This window comes from Methanobrevibacter sp. AbM4, assembly GCF_000404165.1.
In the GTDB taxonomy this organism is placed as follows: Archaea; Methanobacteriota; Methanobacteria; order Methanobacteriales; family Methanobacteriaceae; genus Methanarmilla; species Methanarmilla boviskoreani.
The window spans coordinates 1183513-1199391 of record NC_021355.1 but is presented as its reverse complement, the minus strand read 5'-3'; the positions used below and the strand labels follow the sequence as shown (position 1 = coordinate 1199391).

Below are 15879 nucleotides of genomic sequence, written 5' to 3'. Positions count from 1 at the left end.
TTATATATCGTTTTCAAATTCTTTACATGGATTTATTATAATATTATTCGATTATTTCATGTTTATCTGGATTCTATGGAATAATGTAAATTAGATTAATTCTAATTGTTCTATTTGATTAAACAATTTTTATAGAAATTATTGTAAATATAAATACGAAATGTTATATATGTTAATCGATATAATAAAAATCATGATTAAATATTGGGAGATAATATTTAATCCTCTTTAATTAAGGGGAGGTGGAAAAACTGAATAAGAAGTTAATGTTTGTTATACTATCATTAATATTATTCTTATCAATAGTATCTATATCTGCTGAATCTACAAATGATACAGGAAGTGTTCTTTCTGACAATTCAACCTTCATAGAAGATAATGATACTAGTAATTCTACTGTTAATATTTTAGATAAAACAAATGTGATACTTCAAAATAAATCAGTTATATCAAGTAATGACTCAAATTATACTGTCAGATTAGTTGATTCCAATTCTAAACCTATTGTAAATCAAACTGTCCGTGTTAACGTAAATTCATCAATCTTTTCAGGTGTTACTAATAATGAAGGTTTTATAACCTTTGATTTTAGTGATATGGGGGATGGTAGATATACCTTAACAGCACTATATAAGGGAAATGAGTTTTATGACTCCTCATCAAATTCAACCACATTGTATAAATATGATGGTGTTTTAATTTCTAGTAACCTGAATTCTTATCAGATACAGAATATAATAGACAAGGCAAGTCCCGGTACTAGACTGTATTTTACAGATGAATATTATAGTAATCTATATTTGGTAATAAATAAACCCTTGAGTTTGATTTCATATGTAGGTTCTACATTAAATTCAAGGAAGGATAAACCTATAATAACTATAGACTCTACAGCAGGTCCTGTTGTTGTCAGCGGTTTTAATATTAACAGTACCAGAACCGATGGTATTGTAATTGAAAATGCCTCCAATATCACAATTTCACAGAATACCATTACAAGTAAATCTAATGGAATTAAAGCGATAAAGGTGGAAAACCTTAATATTATAAATAACAATATTATTGGAAATTCCAAATCTGGGGCTTCAATTTCAGAGGGAAATAATATTGACATTTCTAATAATCTAATTCGTAATAATGATTATGGTGTTGGATTGGCTCAAAGTTCTAATATTAAAATATGGAATAATTCAATATTGAACAATACAAAGGGTGTATACTCTTCTGTTGAGTTGAATAACTATATCTATTCTGAAGGGGCTAGTAACCTTAGTATGATGTATAATACTGTTAAAAACAATCATAATGGTATTGAACTAGAAGATGCCGGTAGTGGTATTCAAATATTGAATAACACTATTTCAAATAATATCAATAAAGGTATTAGCTTAAATAAAGTAGGTTCCAATACAATTACCCAAAATGTAATCGAACGTAATAGTAATGGAATCTATTTCGGTACCTATTATATTAAACCTAAAGGTCAGGATATTAGCTATAATGTTATTCAGTCTAATACTTTTAGGGATGTAAATGCTAAGGATTCATCATATGGTTTTGGAAATGATCGTTTAGAAATTGGAAATAATTGGTATGGTGGAAACCCTGCAATATGTAATAAAATTAAAACTGGGTTAATTACATTTGGGGTTAAACAAACCGGTACCAATACAGCAACGGTTACATTTTATAATCCTGACGGTTCTGTGGTAGTTTCTCTTCCTTCAAGAACTATAAGTTATAAAAACAATAATGGTAGAGTCACCTCTATCAGTACAACCGGCTCTTCAACTAAAATAAGTATTGAGGGATCTAATGGTGATAAAATCACTGTAACAATTGATAAAGCTAATCAGCAAATAACTTATCAAGCTTCAAGTGATGATTTTACAGATCCGTCACTTGGTAAAATAGACAGTGGTAATGTTAAGACTCAGGATGATGTGGATAAGAATTGGCAAAAGATTCATGGAAACGGGGGAAACTCCGGTACTGATACTGGAGGAAATTCAGGTGGAAATTCAGGTGGAAACTCTGGTGGAAATGGAACTTCCAACAATCAGGGAAATGGCGGATCAAATTCCGGTTCAAATTCCAATAGCGGAATATCTGGTTCCAGCACTGGAGCAAATACTGCTATAGGATTTTCAACTGCCGCTACTGCTGTTGCTTCATCTGCATCTGGTTCAAGTTCATCATCAGATTCATCAAGTAATGACGGATCAGATTCTGCATCCTCTTCAAGTGATGGTGCTTCTGAATCCTCATCAGCAGGTTCTGATTCAGGACCTAAATTTATTGATTTGGATGAAAACCAGGTTACTCGTATAGCTGGAGAATTTTTAGTATTCTTAATTATTTTACTATCCTGTTACATATATTATAGGGATGATATTAAAAATTTAAGATAATTTTTTTCATTTTTCTTTATTTTTTTTTAGGATTTGGCTAATTTTGTTTTTTATTTATTTTACTTTAATGTCTCTTCTGATTTCATTGTTTATTTTATTTATCTGGTTTTTTTTTAAAATTTCATTGGTATTTTTATTTCATTTTTTTATTAAATGTCTATTTCTTCATTTTTTATTTTAATTAGCTATTTTATTATCTTTTTAAGTTAGAGGTTATTTTTAACATAAAAAAATTCCTCAAAGAAATAGTTTTTAAATTTAATTTATAATATATTCATTTCTGATATAGGTTGATTATTTTAACCTTTTAAAGTCATAAAAAATATATACTATTTTTTTAATATTTATTAATGTTCATATCGTGATTTATTTAAGAATCGTTAGAAAAATAATTTAAACCTATTATTTTTAAAAAAATGATTGGAGATTTTGTTTTTAAATAATATATTTGGTTTTAAATCATTATTTTTGATTATTTTTTTATAAATAACATTAATTATTTTAATGATATGTAACTGTTTACTTTAATAAAAAGGAGGACAGGTAGTGAATAGAATTAATAAAATTTATTTGGTTTTATTATTTGTGGCTATTTTATATGTAAGTATTGGTGCTGTATCTGCTGTGGATTCGGATAATGTTACTATTGATTCATCAGAATCTAATCTATCTCTTTCTACTCCAATATCAGATTCCAATATATTACATGATGACAATTCTACTGTTGATACTGTATTTGTATCTGGTAATGGTAGTGATAGTGCAGGTGATGGAACTATAAATAATCCATATGCTACTATTCAAAAAGGTATTGACAATACTCCCGATGGTAAAACCTTAAACATCTCTAATGGTACCTACTACATTAATAGTTCATTGTCCATTGACAAAGCCATTACAATTAATGGAAATGGACAGGTAATAATTAATGGTGGAGGTCAGACTAGGATCCTATATTTGGGTTCAAACTCAGAATTAACCATGAATAATATTGTTTTTACGGGGGGATATGCAGATAATGGTGCCGCTGTGCATGCGTCTAATATTAATCATCAGACCACCTTTAATAATTGTACTTTTATAAATAACACCGCTACATCCCATGGTGGTGCATTTTATCAGAGGGGAAACGATAACTTTAATATCTTAACTGCAAATTCCTGTACTTTTATAAATAATAGTGGAGGTACCGGCGGTATCTTCTATGGTATTGGCTATTTAGGTCTAGGCTTATTCAACTGTATTGTTTATAACAATACTGATGTTCCTTATTATACCAGTGAGGGATTCTCAACTGTAATTGGCTATAACTATTGGGGAGTAAATAATCCTTCAATTTATTTAAATAAAACCTATGTAAACAATTTAAATGTTAGTAAATGGTATGTTTTAGATTTATCCTCTGATAAGGATGAGATTTCTGAAGACGGAACCAGTGTATTCACACTTAAATTTTTAAATAATGATGGTGAGGATGTTTACTCTGGAATTTATATACCTTATATCCCTGCGGAATTCTCATCAAATGGAGGTAACTTAAGCATTGCATTAGCTAATATTACAGATCACCATGTATCAGGTATATTTACACCTTCAAGTTATGGAACCTACACGATAAGTGCTAAAGTTGGAAGTGGACAGGTATTAAACAAGAACATTACCGTCACTAAGATTCCGTTATATGTTTCCTCAGATGCAGAGGATGGTGAAGGTAATGGAACTTTAGCTAATCCCTATAGTTTAAATGATGCAATTAGTAAGGTGAATACAGATTCATATTACGATACCATTAAATTCCTTCCTGGGGACTATACCTTGTCCAATACCATAAATGTTCTATCAAATTTAACAATTAGAGCATATGACGATGAGGTTGTAATTTCCGGTGAATCTAATTACAGAATTTTCAATGTTAAATCTGGAAATACTTTAAAGCTATTTAACATTACACTAATTAATGGAAACGTTACTGATGGTGGAGCAATATATCTGGATTCTAATTCCACTCTTGAGCTTACTTCATGTGTAGTTCGAAATAATAAAGCTGTAAATGGTGGAGCTATTTACGCATCAAATTCCACAAAAGTAGATTTAAAATATAACCAATTTAATAATAATTCTGCAGATAACGGTTTAGCTATTTATAATGCAGGATCTTCAATCATTAATGGTGATTATAACTGGTGGGGTCAAAATCAAGGTCCATCTAGAAATAATATTGTCTATGGAAATATTGTTGCTAGCAAATGGTTAATCGTAGATCTTAACACTACAAAAACCTATTTAAAATCCGATTCTACTGACACTATAACAATAAGATTATTATTAAATGATAATTCAAGCTTCGAAGAATTTACACCTGATTTGAAACTTACCTTCAATTTTGAAAATAGTACTGATGATAATTATTTAAGCATGTTTGACAATTATACTTTGGAATATGTTGTCGGTGGTGCTACAGGGGACATAAACGGTAGTGCGGTTATTGATGATGAGACTTTAAACTTTTCATATAAATATGTCCCTACATTAGATACTATCTATGTATCCGTTGATGGAAGCGATATAAATGGTGATGGTAGTGAATCTAATCCATTTGCAACAATAGAACATGGTTTAATATATGCTAAAAGTTCCGGATCTACTATTTATCTAAAAAAAGGAGTTTATAATCTTAACTCAACAAATATAAGTGATGTAAATATTACAATCACCTCTTATAATGGTGAGGTTATATTGAATAGGGAAAATTCCTATAATATATTTAAGGTTGATTCTACTGGAAGCCTATATTTGAATGGCCTTATATTTGCAAATGGTAATGATAAAACCTATTTGAATTCTGCAATCTATGTTGATGGCGGTTATCTAAGCGTAAATAATTCATTGTTTACTAATTGTAGCTCAGGTAGCCTAGCGGGATATGTCTATATTGTAGACGGAAACGGAACAATTAAAAATACAAACTTCACTAACTTGTATGTAATTGGCGGTTACCGTTCATCCTCAATCGTATCACGTGGTGAAAATTCTTATTTGGAACTTGAAAATATAATATTTGACAATAATGGATTAACTGTAAATGGCAGCTCTGCTCCATCTAGTGAAACTAGCGGAATCCTAAATTATGGAGGGGTTTTAATTGCTAAAAATACATTATTTAATAACTCTTATGGTAGGGCCTCATTTGTCAGGGCTGGAAACTCAAGATTTATTAATTCAAGTATTCTAAACAATCATGATGACTATCCATTATATGTATCTGAAGGCGGCATACTTTACCTTATTAATTCAACTATTGCAGGAAGTAATTACACGGCCATATCCACAGATACATCTAATGAAAACACCATTTATGTAAATGGTTCAAACTTTACAGGAAATAAAGGTGTTAATGGTGGTGCAATTAATTCAATTGGAACTAATCTTCAAGTATATGGTTCAATATTTGATTTTAATACGGCTGTAAATGGTGGAGCTATCTATACTGTCTATGGTACGGCTGATATTATTGATAATAAATTTATTAATAATGGTGCATCATCAAATGGAGGTTCCATTTATAGTGAAGGCTCAGATGTTATTGTAACTATTAGAAATAATACTTTTAATCAGGGTTCTGCAAATATTGGTGGTGTAATTTATTCAAATGGAATTACAACATTATCCTCTAATATTATGATAAATCCAAATGCAAGTACTGGTAAATACATATTCAATGATTTAAGAATTGGAAATACATATATCAAAATATTAGATAATAAAACAGTATCTGCAAGACCTAATGTTCCTTGTTCAATCAAAGCTATCTTAACCGATGATATGGGTAATCCAATTAGTGGGGGATCTATAATACTTACAGTTAATGGTGAAGACTTTGCAATTGCAGTTAACGAGGGATCAGTTTCACTAAATTATACCTTTACTAAGCCAGGTCTCTATTTAATAAATGGTACTTACAATGGTAGCAGAGGCTATGATGTAATTGAGTCTGACGGTGCTGTAAATGTTTCAAATAATCAAACAGGTCAGACTATTATAGCAGACAATCTTGTAAAGATTTATAAAAACGCTACTAAATTCACTGGATTGTTTTTAGATAAGAATGGTAATCCGTTAGTTAATATTCCTGCAAGCTTTAAAATCTCAGGTGTTACTTATGTAAGGTATACCGACGCTAATGGTTTTGCTGGTTTGAATATTAATCTTAGGCCTGGTGTTTATCCTATTGTTGTTAAGAATTCTGTTACTGGTGAGTCCAGATCTTATAATGTTACTGTTTTATCTCCAGTTAGGAGTAGTAATTTGGTTATGTATTATAAGAATGGTAGTCGTTTTGTTGTTAGGATTGTTGGTTTGGATGGTAGTTATGCCTCTGATGTAAGTGTTAAGTTTACTGTTTGTGGTAAGACTTATAGTAGGGTTACTGATGCTGATGGTTTTGCTAGTTTGGCTATTAATTTGGCTCCTAAAAAATACACTATTACAACTACTTATGGTGATTTGAAGGTTTCCAATAGTATTAGTGTTTTGTCTAGGTTAAGTGCTAGTAACTTGAATATGAAGTATCGTAGCGGCTCTAAGTTTGTTGCTAAGTTGGTGGATAATCATGGTAAGGCTTTGTCTGGTGTTAAGGTTAAGTTTACTGTTTGTGGTAAGTCTTATTATAAGATCACTGATTCTAAGGGTCAGGCTAGGTTAAACATTAACTTGAAAAGGGGTACTTATACCATTGTCACCTATTATGGTACTATGAGGATTTCAAATAAAATAAAGGTTTCATAGGGTCTTTTTTAAATAACCCTATTTTCTATTTTTTTTAAGTTTCTTATTTATCCATTTTTTAATTAAAACCCTATTTTTATATGTAAATAATTAGATAATCTTTTTTTAATCCAATTTTTTTTAATAAATGCAAAAACTTATTTAAATTAAATTACTAAATAACTAAATAATGATGTTTGATGATGATGAAATATTAGCTAATGAAGAAGTATTATATGAAGGGAAACCTAGTTTCATATTTTTCTGTAAAAATGTTATAATAGGTTTTATTCTAATATCTTTTATATTAGGTAGTGCTATGACTGTAATCAGTTCCATTTCTAATATGCAGACATATACACTTAACTTCGTTAATCGTCCTATGGCTGGTATTGTGGCTTTAGTAATATATGGAATCGTATTTCTTATCCTTATCTGGATGGTTTGGAATCTGATCAAATGGTATAATATTAATTATATAGTCACCGATAGGAGAATTATTACTAAGACCGGTGTTATTAGACAAAACAAATCATATGTATCATTTAAAAATATTCAGGATATTCAGGTATCCCAAACTATTTTCCAGAAGATATTGGGCGTGGGCACTATTGAGATAATGAGTGCTTATGATAATAGTGATGTTTCATTAAAATGTATTAGTGGACCAAAGGATATTGAAGAGATCATATTTGATGGAATGAACAATATATCCTCCTCTTTCAATCAAGGATATCCTAACGATTATTATCAAAATCCTAACTATGGATATAATCCCCAGAACAATATAAAAGGGGATTATATTAAAGAAAACTATCCCGATTATAATCCCGAAGAGGAATATCAGAAAGGAAGATATTATGATTCCTTATCTAATTTAAGTAACCAACCATTAGATTCTTATAACGATAATGAAATCTATTATAATGATTATCATGATCCCGATGAACTTGATGAGACTATAAATCGTGCTGTAAGAGATTTGGATGGTAACCTAAAATTCAAGGATGACAAGGTCATGGACAACAATATTCCTAGGGGATATCCCAGATCCAATATTACTTATCAGGGTCATTCTATTGAAGGTCAATATGGCAATTTATTGAATAACCGACACTCAGATAGTAAAGTGGATTATAGTGGTAACTATAACAATAGAAACAATTATCATAGAACCAACCATAATGGAAAACCATATGTAAATCCTAACAGAAATTTTGATAATAGGGGCAGTGGAAATTATAATGGAAACTATGGTAACGTAAATTATGGTAATAGGGGCAGTGGAAATTATAATGAAAATTACGATGTAAATTATAATAATAGAAGCAATGGAACTTATGATAATAGGATAGATGAAGATTTCAATAGATATGATAACAGAGCTAATGAATATTTAAATGAGGATAGCAGTTATCACAAACATAAACAGGAGAATCATTACAAATCTAATAATAAACATAATCGGATATTTAATAATGACTTTCATGGTGCCGAGAATAACACTCCTAATCATGAAAACGGTGAAAAAACAAGTAGTGACGTTTTAGCAAAACATGCTCGTAAATTTAGAAAAAATTAATTCTTGTTTTTAATTTTTTTTTAGAAATTTTTCAGGTTTTTATATGCTTTATGATTTTGATGTGGCGATAGTTGGTGGAGGACCTGTCGGTTCAAGTTTAGCCTATAGACTTGCCCTTCAGGGTATTTCCGTAGCTGTTTTTGATAAGAAGAAATTTGTTGGATACCCCCTACAATGTGCGGGAATATTAAGTAAATCAGTCTATGAGCTTAATGACTTACCAGATGACGTAATTATTAATAAGGTTAAAGGGGCGTTTTTACATTCACCAAACTATACCTTAAAAGTTGAAAAAAATGAGACTGAGGCCCTAATTATTGATAGGGTAGGATATGATCAGTATTTAATCAACCGTGCTGTAAACCATGGTGTTAAAGTATTCTTACAACATAAGGTAATTGATCTAAATCTCAAAGAAGGTATTGTAAACACTAATAAAGGGGAATTTAAAGCAAGGATAATTGTGGGTGCCGATGGCTGTAATTCACTTGTGTCTAAAACCATGGGAAATAAGTTAAAATATTCTCCGGCATGTCAATATCTAGTTAGATTAGGTGATAGTGATACCTCTAAATTAAGCTTGTCTCATGTTGATGTTTTTGTAAATAGTAGTGTTTTGCCTGGTTTCTTATGGTCCATACCCCTTGGGGATAATCTGTTTAGAATAGGTCTTTTCTCGGACAATAAAATCAAAGGGGATTCTAATATTCTTGATGATTTTTTAAATAATGGAGGAGAATTTGAAAATAATAATCTTAACATTACCTATTACGAGATAATTGAGAAATATCGTGGAAACATCCCATTTTATGATAAAAACAAGATTATTGTTAAAGATAGGGCTATTTTAATCGGTGATGCTGCAAGTCAGGTAAAACCTACAACCGGCGGTGGATTAATCTACGGATTTTCAGCCATAGACATTGCTGTAGATACGATTAAGGATACACTTTTAAAAGATGATGTAAGTGTTTTAAAGAATTATTCAAAGGAATTTAAAAAATTATACTCTGGAGAATTAAATACTGAGGTTAAGGTTCATAATACATTAAATATTCTATCTGATAGGAATCTTGACTATCTATTTAAAAAAATCAAGGAAAACAATGGTGAAGGACTTATCTCAGAATATGGGGATATGGATAAACAATCCGTTCTTGTAAAGGAAGTGTTAAAAAGAGGATTGTTATTTAAAATTACTCCAAAGGTCATATCAAGTAAAATATCCTGTATTTGGAGTTAAATCCATACTTTTAATAATGATTATATGTTTATATTTTGATTTAAATTTATTAAAAATGAATTTGTTATTTATTTAGGAGCAAAAATATGGAACTTCTTTTAATTCAATCTCAGGAACATGAATCTTTACCTATTGCAGAACTTAAAGCCGTTCTTGAAGCCGAAGATTTCAGGTGCAATATAGAGAAAATAAGACCCGGTTTAACGATTTTAAACTCAATCAATCCGGATGAGATCGATGATATCTATAAAAGGTTGGTTGAAAGGTTGGCATACACTCATCAAATCAATCAGGTAATATCCAATTCCAATTTGGATGATCTAAAAGAGGATATTTCCAAAATAGATTGGAATAATATAATTGATAAGACCTTTGTAGTTAGGGTTAAAACATTTAACAAAGATGTAAATGTTGAGGATTATGAAAGAAAGATAGGCAGTTTAATATTGGATAACTCTGAAAACCTTAAGGTGAATCTAACCAAACCAAATACAAAAATCAGGTTAATTGTATATGAAAATACTGTCTATATTTGTATGGAAAAATATATTTTAAATAAAAAGTATTTCCAGGATTTTAAGCCTCATAAAAGACCTTTTTTCCATCCAGGTTGCATGTCTCCGAAACTTGCAAGATGTATGGTTAATCTATCTAGAATAAAGAAAGGCCAATTACTTCTTGATCCATTCTGTGGTACCGGTGGCATGCTTATGGAAGGTGGATTGATAGGTGCAAGGGTAGTTGGAACAGATATTGACTGGAATATGAAGAATGGTTCCGCCATTAACTGTGAATATGCAGGTGTTAAGGATTATAAAACCTATCAAGTGGACATTAATGAACTTAAAATGTATGAGTTATGTGATGCGGTAGTAACTGATCCTCCCTATGGAATATCCACCACCACTGGTGGCCGTAATGATTTGATCTTTAAGGATTTTTTACTAGCAATAAAAAGAAACATGAAAGAAAATGCCCTTTTGGTCATTGCCAGTCCACATTTCGTTAACATAGATCAGTTTTTGGATGAGGTGGGCTTTAAATTATTAGAAAGATACCAGATTAAAATGCATAAAAGTCTAACACGTATCATTTCTGTAATAGCTCTGGATAATTAAATCATTAGAATTTTCCTTTTCTTTTTTATTTTCTTTTTTATGCAATAAATGTAAATATTAATAAACTTGCTTTTTTTTAAAGTTTTTATACAAAATTTTATAAATGTAAATAATAATAAATTTACTTAATAATCCATTTTTTATATTTAAAAAATTTATTATAGTGATAAAATGAAAATCAATGTATTAGATACGACTTTAAGAGATGGAGAGCAGACTCCAGGTGTTTCTTTAACATCAAATGAGAAATTAAGAATAGCAAAGAAATTAGATGAGATTGGAGTAGATATTATTGAAGCAGGTTCAGCTATTACTTCAGAAGGAGAAAAAGAAGCTATTCGTCAAATTACTCATCAGGGTTTAAATGCTGAAATATCAAGTTTTGCACGTTCTCTCAAGGGGGATATCGATTCATGTATTGACTGCGATGTGGATTGTGTAAATCTTGTTGTATCTACTAGTGATATTCATATTAAATATAAATTAAACTCAAGCCGGGATGAGGTTATAGAGAATATGGTTTCAAATATTGAATATGCAAAGGATCATGGTTTAATTGTGGAACTATCTGCCGAGGATGCAACAAGAACCGATTTTGAATATTTGAAGAAAGTATTCCAGACAGCATTGGATACAGGTGCTGACAGATTATGTCCATGTGATACCGTAGGGGTACTTACCCCTGAAAAGTCCTATGACTTCTATAATAAACTGTCCTTTTTAGACGGACCTCTAAGTGCACATTGTCATAACGACTATGGTCTTGCAGTTGCAAATACTCTGGAGGCTATACGTGGTGGAGCAACAGTAATTCATGGAACTATCAATGGTATTGGTGAACGTGCAGGTAACGCGTCTTTGGAGGAGATTGTAGTTGCATTGAACAATCTTTATGAGGGAAAATATGCTACCGATATTAAAATTAACCAATTATACAATGCCTCAAAATTAGTATCAAGAACAACCGGGGTATATCTTCAACCTAATAAAGCTATTGTAGGTGAAAATGTCTTCGCACATGAATCAGGTATTCATGCAGATGGTGTGATTAAGAATGCATCTACCTATGAGTCAATCACTCCCGAGTTATTGGGCCGTCACAGAAAATTTGTGGTAGGTAAACATACTGGAACCAAGGGATTAAAGAACCGCCTTAAAGAATTGGGTATTGATGTTGATAAGGAGCAGCTACTTGAAATTTTTAAACAGGTTAAGGACTTCTCCGATAAGGGTAAATGTTTAACTGATGTGGATCTTCAGGCCATATCTGATAAGGTTCTTGAAAAGGATATGAAACAGAAGGTAAATCTTGAAGAGGTAACTGTGGTGTCAGGTAATAACGTTACACCTACTGCATCTGTAAAACTTAAAACAGATGATTCTGAAATTCTAGAATCCAGCACTGGTTTGGGTCCTGTTGATGCTGCATATAATGCAGTTAAAAAATGTCTTAACGAATTCTCAGATGTTGAACTAGAGGAGTTCCACGTGGATGCAATTACAGGTGGTGCAGACGCACTTATTGATGTAATTACCAAGGTAAGTTTGGGGGATAAGGTAATATCCTCAAGGGGAACAGATTCCGATATAATTATTGCAAGTGTTGAATCATATCTCACTGGTGTTAACAGACTTTTGGAGGAAAATGATGAGGACTTATAACTAGTCTAATCTATTGTATTCTATTTTAATAAAATGGAATATTTTAAATCAATATTCCTTTTTTTTAATTGAATACATTCATTTTATTTATATTGTGAATTTGAAATCTATTTTTGGATTTGCATTATAATAGGTTTAAAATTCATTTATTTATTCTAATTTACATTATAAATTTAATAGAGGTTATTTATTTGGATAATATTACAGACAATATTAAAATACTAGGTTTTACAAGTGAAATTGATGATGTGTCAAGAACATTAAAAGATATTGACAAATTAAAGGATCAGTGTTGCGATGGTGTTGTTATTCAATTAATTGATGCTAAGGGTATTGGAGGAAAACGTCATGTTCTTCAAGGTACAATACAGGCTATTAAAGCCTTTCAAAGGGGAACTAATTTAGCTAATGATCTGGGTATTGAGTTATGTATCAGGATATCCGCCCAAAGACAAATCTCTAAAGCCCTTAAGGTTTTAGGTCTACATGAAGGTAAAATGGATATTTGTGTTGTCATGATTGATTGTCCAGATTATTTTGTTGACGAGTTAAATGACATGTTTTCTAGAAACGACGATGTATTCAAACCGGACATCGAATATTTGAAAGGTCTTTATAATATTTCAGATAAACAATTCGAGTCAATGTATATCGAGGATATATTAATTGATAAAACTACAAATTTAACTGTGGAAATATAAAAATTTATAAGTATTTTAACTTTTTAACCTTAAATTAATTGAATTAATTCCTGGGTAAAAAAATAAATTGTCTTTTTTTAATAAAACAATCATTATTATGGTGGGAAAATGGATTTATTATTTAAAAAACCTCATGAGGAGACTAAACGAATCATGTCTAGAGTGGCTATTGGTAAAACTCCTTTGGATGAGAAGGATATGTCTTTTACCGAGATTGCCCAATATAATCTTGAGGGGACTGTAAACCATAAATACGCTCATATTGTAAGCAGTGGTAATGGAGCTATTTTTACGGCACTGGCTTCTGTTACAGGTAAGATAATTCTACCGAACCAGGGTGGATGGAATGGCTTCAAGCAGATTTCCAGATTCTTAAATAAACCTTTTGAAATGGTTGAAACAGATTTGGGATTAATAGATCTTGAAAACTTGAATGATATCCTATCCTCCCTGGATAAATCCGTAAAAAACGGATTTGTTCTAACTAGTTTTGCAGGGTATACCGCGGAGCAGAACATTAGGGAAATATCCAAAATATGTCATGATAATGATGTGATATTAATTGAGGATGTATCAGGATCTATAGCGGATAGTAAATCAAGACTTGCTAATGGTAAATATTCGGATATTATTGTAGGTTCAACAGGCAGTCCCAAAATATTAAATGTCCGGGACGGGGGATTTATCACATCTGATGATCCGTCCATATTTGAGGACAATAGAATATTACTAAAATCCTTCAAGTCAAATGAGATTACGGCAAGCGGTATCGTATCCGAGCTTTCATTTGCTGAGGATAATCTTAATAAAACAATAGACGCTTGTATGTATATTAAAAGTAATTTGGACAATGTGATATATCCTGATAAAAGGGGTATAAACATTATAGTTAAATCGGATAATCCTAAGGAATTGTCATGGAATCTTAAAAAGGAATTTAATCTTGATGAACATGGTATGATAACCAGATGTCCCAATTATAATAGGGTTAAAGAAAAGGCTGTAGCTATTGAAATTAAGAATCTTGATATATCAGAGCTTGAAAAAGATAACTTGGATAGGATTATTGAAGTAATTAAGAAACATCAAAATTAGTCTTTAAAAAAAATTAGCATTTAAAATATTTTAATTCTTAAATTCCTAGATTAAAAAAAGGGTTTAGTTTGGATGCTCCTTTTTAAAGAATGCATCTAAACTTGTTTGTTTCGTATGTAAAAGCTCATTAAGTAGGTGACTTGATTTCACATATCTGCTTAATGGAATATTTAAATTGGAACCGACATATCTTACAGCTGATTTTAAATCTTCAAACTCTTTATAAGGTTCCTCCATGGCTTTCTTAATATTTTCCCTAACATTAAACACACCCATTGGAACGTAACCTGTATAGGCTTCCCTTAATATTAAAAGACCAGATTGCAGATTCATTTGTTTTAGCGCATCTAATACAACCATTTTGCTTGTATAATAACAGCCGCCAACTGAGGAATATTCTTTCTTGTCCTCGTTAGTTTCATAATCGGAAAAAATTAGTTCCTCATTATTTTTAACTTTATAGAATGCCTCAATCCATTCAAATTGCCATTCTGTAGGTGTTAATATGATTCCATAATAGTTATTAAGATCCTCATTCTCGTAAACCCTATAGGTATCAAGAATCGGATTTTTCCTAACGTCCTTAAGTAGTTCATCTGCTAGACTTGAATCGACAGCGGTGATGGACCATCTGGTTGGTACTAACTTTCTATTTTTGCCAATTCCGAACGCACCTACAGAGAATGATTTCTGAATTGCTGAGAAAGGCACATTCTTCTCATGTAACCTCATTACAGCATCTTTGGCTGATAGGTCAGTATCATAATATGATTTTTCAAGTTGTCTGTCCCATTTTACAGCATCTATATCAAAGTTTTCAAGTATTCCGCTAGGTCCATGGGGCATAGACTCCTGTGATAAGCTTGCACCCCTTGGCCTTTTGAGGAAATTTGCTTCGGCATCAGTGGATTTTGATGCAAGTGAAATGTCCTGAAGTTTTTCAACAAAAGGATTATCCAAGTCATCTATCCTCATTAATTGTTTTCCACGTACTAGATTCATACGGTACTTTAAGATATCGTCCTGACTTTTATTTTGATTTAACCAGGACTCTGGTGAATCCATGATATAGGTATCTCCTAATTGGTTAGCCATCATTGGTCCGGCATATACTTTAGGATAGTTCCAACGACCTATAAAAACAGAAGGCGGGGTACTACCCTCAAGGTCCCTACCTACCTTTACGGATTTCATCTTCATGTCTTTGGTCAATCTCTCAAGATAAGCATGCTTTGTTGTTCTTTGATTTTTACCTTTCATTTTATCCTTTAAAATTTTTTAATAATGTAAAATTAAAATATTC

General features: G+C 31.2%; 9 protein-coding genes. 8 read left to right on the top strand and 1 reads right to left on the bottom strand.

The window, feature by feature from the left end:
* Window positions 1-242 precede the first annotated feature (242 nt).
* The 8 genes from ABM4_RS04855 to ABM4_RS04820 all read left to right on the top strand — a co-directional run bounded on the left by ABM4_RS04855 (window position 243) and on the right by ABM4_RS04820 (window position 14576).
* A complete protein-coding gene (locus tag ABM4_RS04855; protein WP_016358564.1) occupies window positions 243-2411 on the top strand; it encodes a right-handed parallel beta-helix repeat-containing protein in 2169 nt (722 codons plus the stop codon).
* Between the two features lie 546 nt (window positions 2412-2957).
* Window positions 2958-7196 (top strand): adhesin-like protein, encoded by a 4239-nt coding sequence (locus tag ABM4_RS04850; protein WP_016358563.1) that lies wholly within the window; start codon window positions 2958-2960, stop codon window positions 7194-7196.
* A 169-nt stretch (window positions 7197-7365) separates the two neighbouring features.
* Complete coding sequence (locus ABM4_RS04845) at window positions 7366-8757, top strand: PH domain-containing protein (RefSeq protein ID WP_016358562.1); 1392 nt, start codon at window positions 7366-7368, stop codon at window positions 8755-8757.
* Between the two features lie 43 nt (window positions 8758-8800).
* Window positions 8801-10000 carry an NAD(P)/FAD-dependent oxidoreductase gene (locus ABM4_RS04840; protein WP_016358561.1) on the top strand — a complete coding sequence of 400 codons (1200 nt, stop codon included), beginning with the start codon at window positions 8801-8803 and terminating at the stop codon, window positions 9998-10000.
* Window positions 10001-10086: 86 nt separating this feature from the next.
* The gene (locus tag ABM4_RS04835) at window positions 10087-11118 is read left to right on the top strand and encodes a TIGR01177 family methyltransferase (protein WP_016358560.1); all 1032 of its coding nucleotides are present in this window, start codon (window positions 10087-10089) and stop codon (window positions 11116-11118) included.
* A gap of 171 nt (window positions 11119-11289) precedes the next feature.
* Complete coding sequence (locus tag ABM4_RS04830) at window positions 11290-12780, top strand: (R)-citramalate synthase (RefSeq protein WP_016358559.1); 1491 nt, start codon at window positions 11290-11292, stop codon at window positions 12778-12780.
* A gap of 191 nt (window positions 12781-12971) precedes the next feature.
* Window positions 12972-13481 carry a KEOPS complex subunit Cgi121 gene (gene cgi121 / locus ABM4_RS04825; RefSeq protein WP_016358558.1) on the top strand — a complete coding sequence of 170 codons (510 nt, stop codon included), beginning with the start codon at window positions 12972-12974 and terminating at the stop codon, window positions 13479-13481.
* A gap of 108 nt (window positions 13482-13589) precedes the next feature.
* The gene (locus ABM4_RS04820) at window positions 13590-14576 is read left to right on the top strand and encodes a DegT/DnrJ/EryC1/StrS family aminotransferase (protein WP_016358557.1); all 987 of its coding nucleotides are present in this window, start codon (window positions 13590-13592) and stop codon (window positions 14574-14576) included.
* Between the two features lie 63 nt (window positions 14577-14639).
* Here the strand turns inward: ABM4_RS04820 and ABM4_RS04815 are convergent, their stop codons facing one another.
* Window positions 14640-15836, bottom strand: a complete 1197-nt coding sequence (locus ABM4_RS04815) for an Nre family DNA repair protein (protein ID WP_016358556.1) — start codon at window positions 15834-15836, stop codon at window positions 14640-14642.
* Window positions 15837-15879 lie beyond the last annotated feature (43 nt).

Bases quoted from the DNA above. Each gene is read 5' to 3' on its own strand.
- ABM4_RS04820 (WP_016358557.1), top strand. From the start codon at position 13,590: ATGGATTTATTATTTAAAAAACCTCATGAGGAGACTAAACGAATCATG.
- ABM4_RS04835 (WP_016358560.1), top strand. From the start codon at position 10,087: ATGGAACTTCTTTTAATTCAATCTCAGGAACATGAATCTTTACCTATT.
- ABM4_RS04815 (WP_016358556.1), bottom strand. From the start codon at position 15,836: ATGAAAGGTAAAAATCAAAGAACAACAAAGCATGCTTATCTTGAGAGA.
- ABM4_RS04840 (WP_016358561.1), top strand. From the start codon at position 8,801: ATGCTTTATGATTTTGATGTGGCGATAGTTGGTGGAGGACCTGTCGGT.
- ABM4_RS04845 (WP_016358562.1), top strand. From the start codon at position 7,366: ATGATGTTTGATGATGATGAAATATTAGCTAATGAAGAAGTATTATAT.
- ABM4_RS04830 (WP_016358559.1), top strand. From the start codon at position 11,290: ATGAAAATCAATGTATTAGATACGACTTTAAGAGATGGAGAGCAGACT.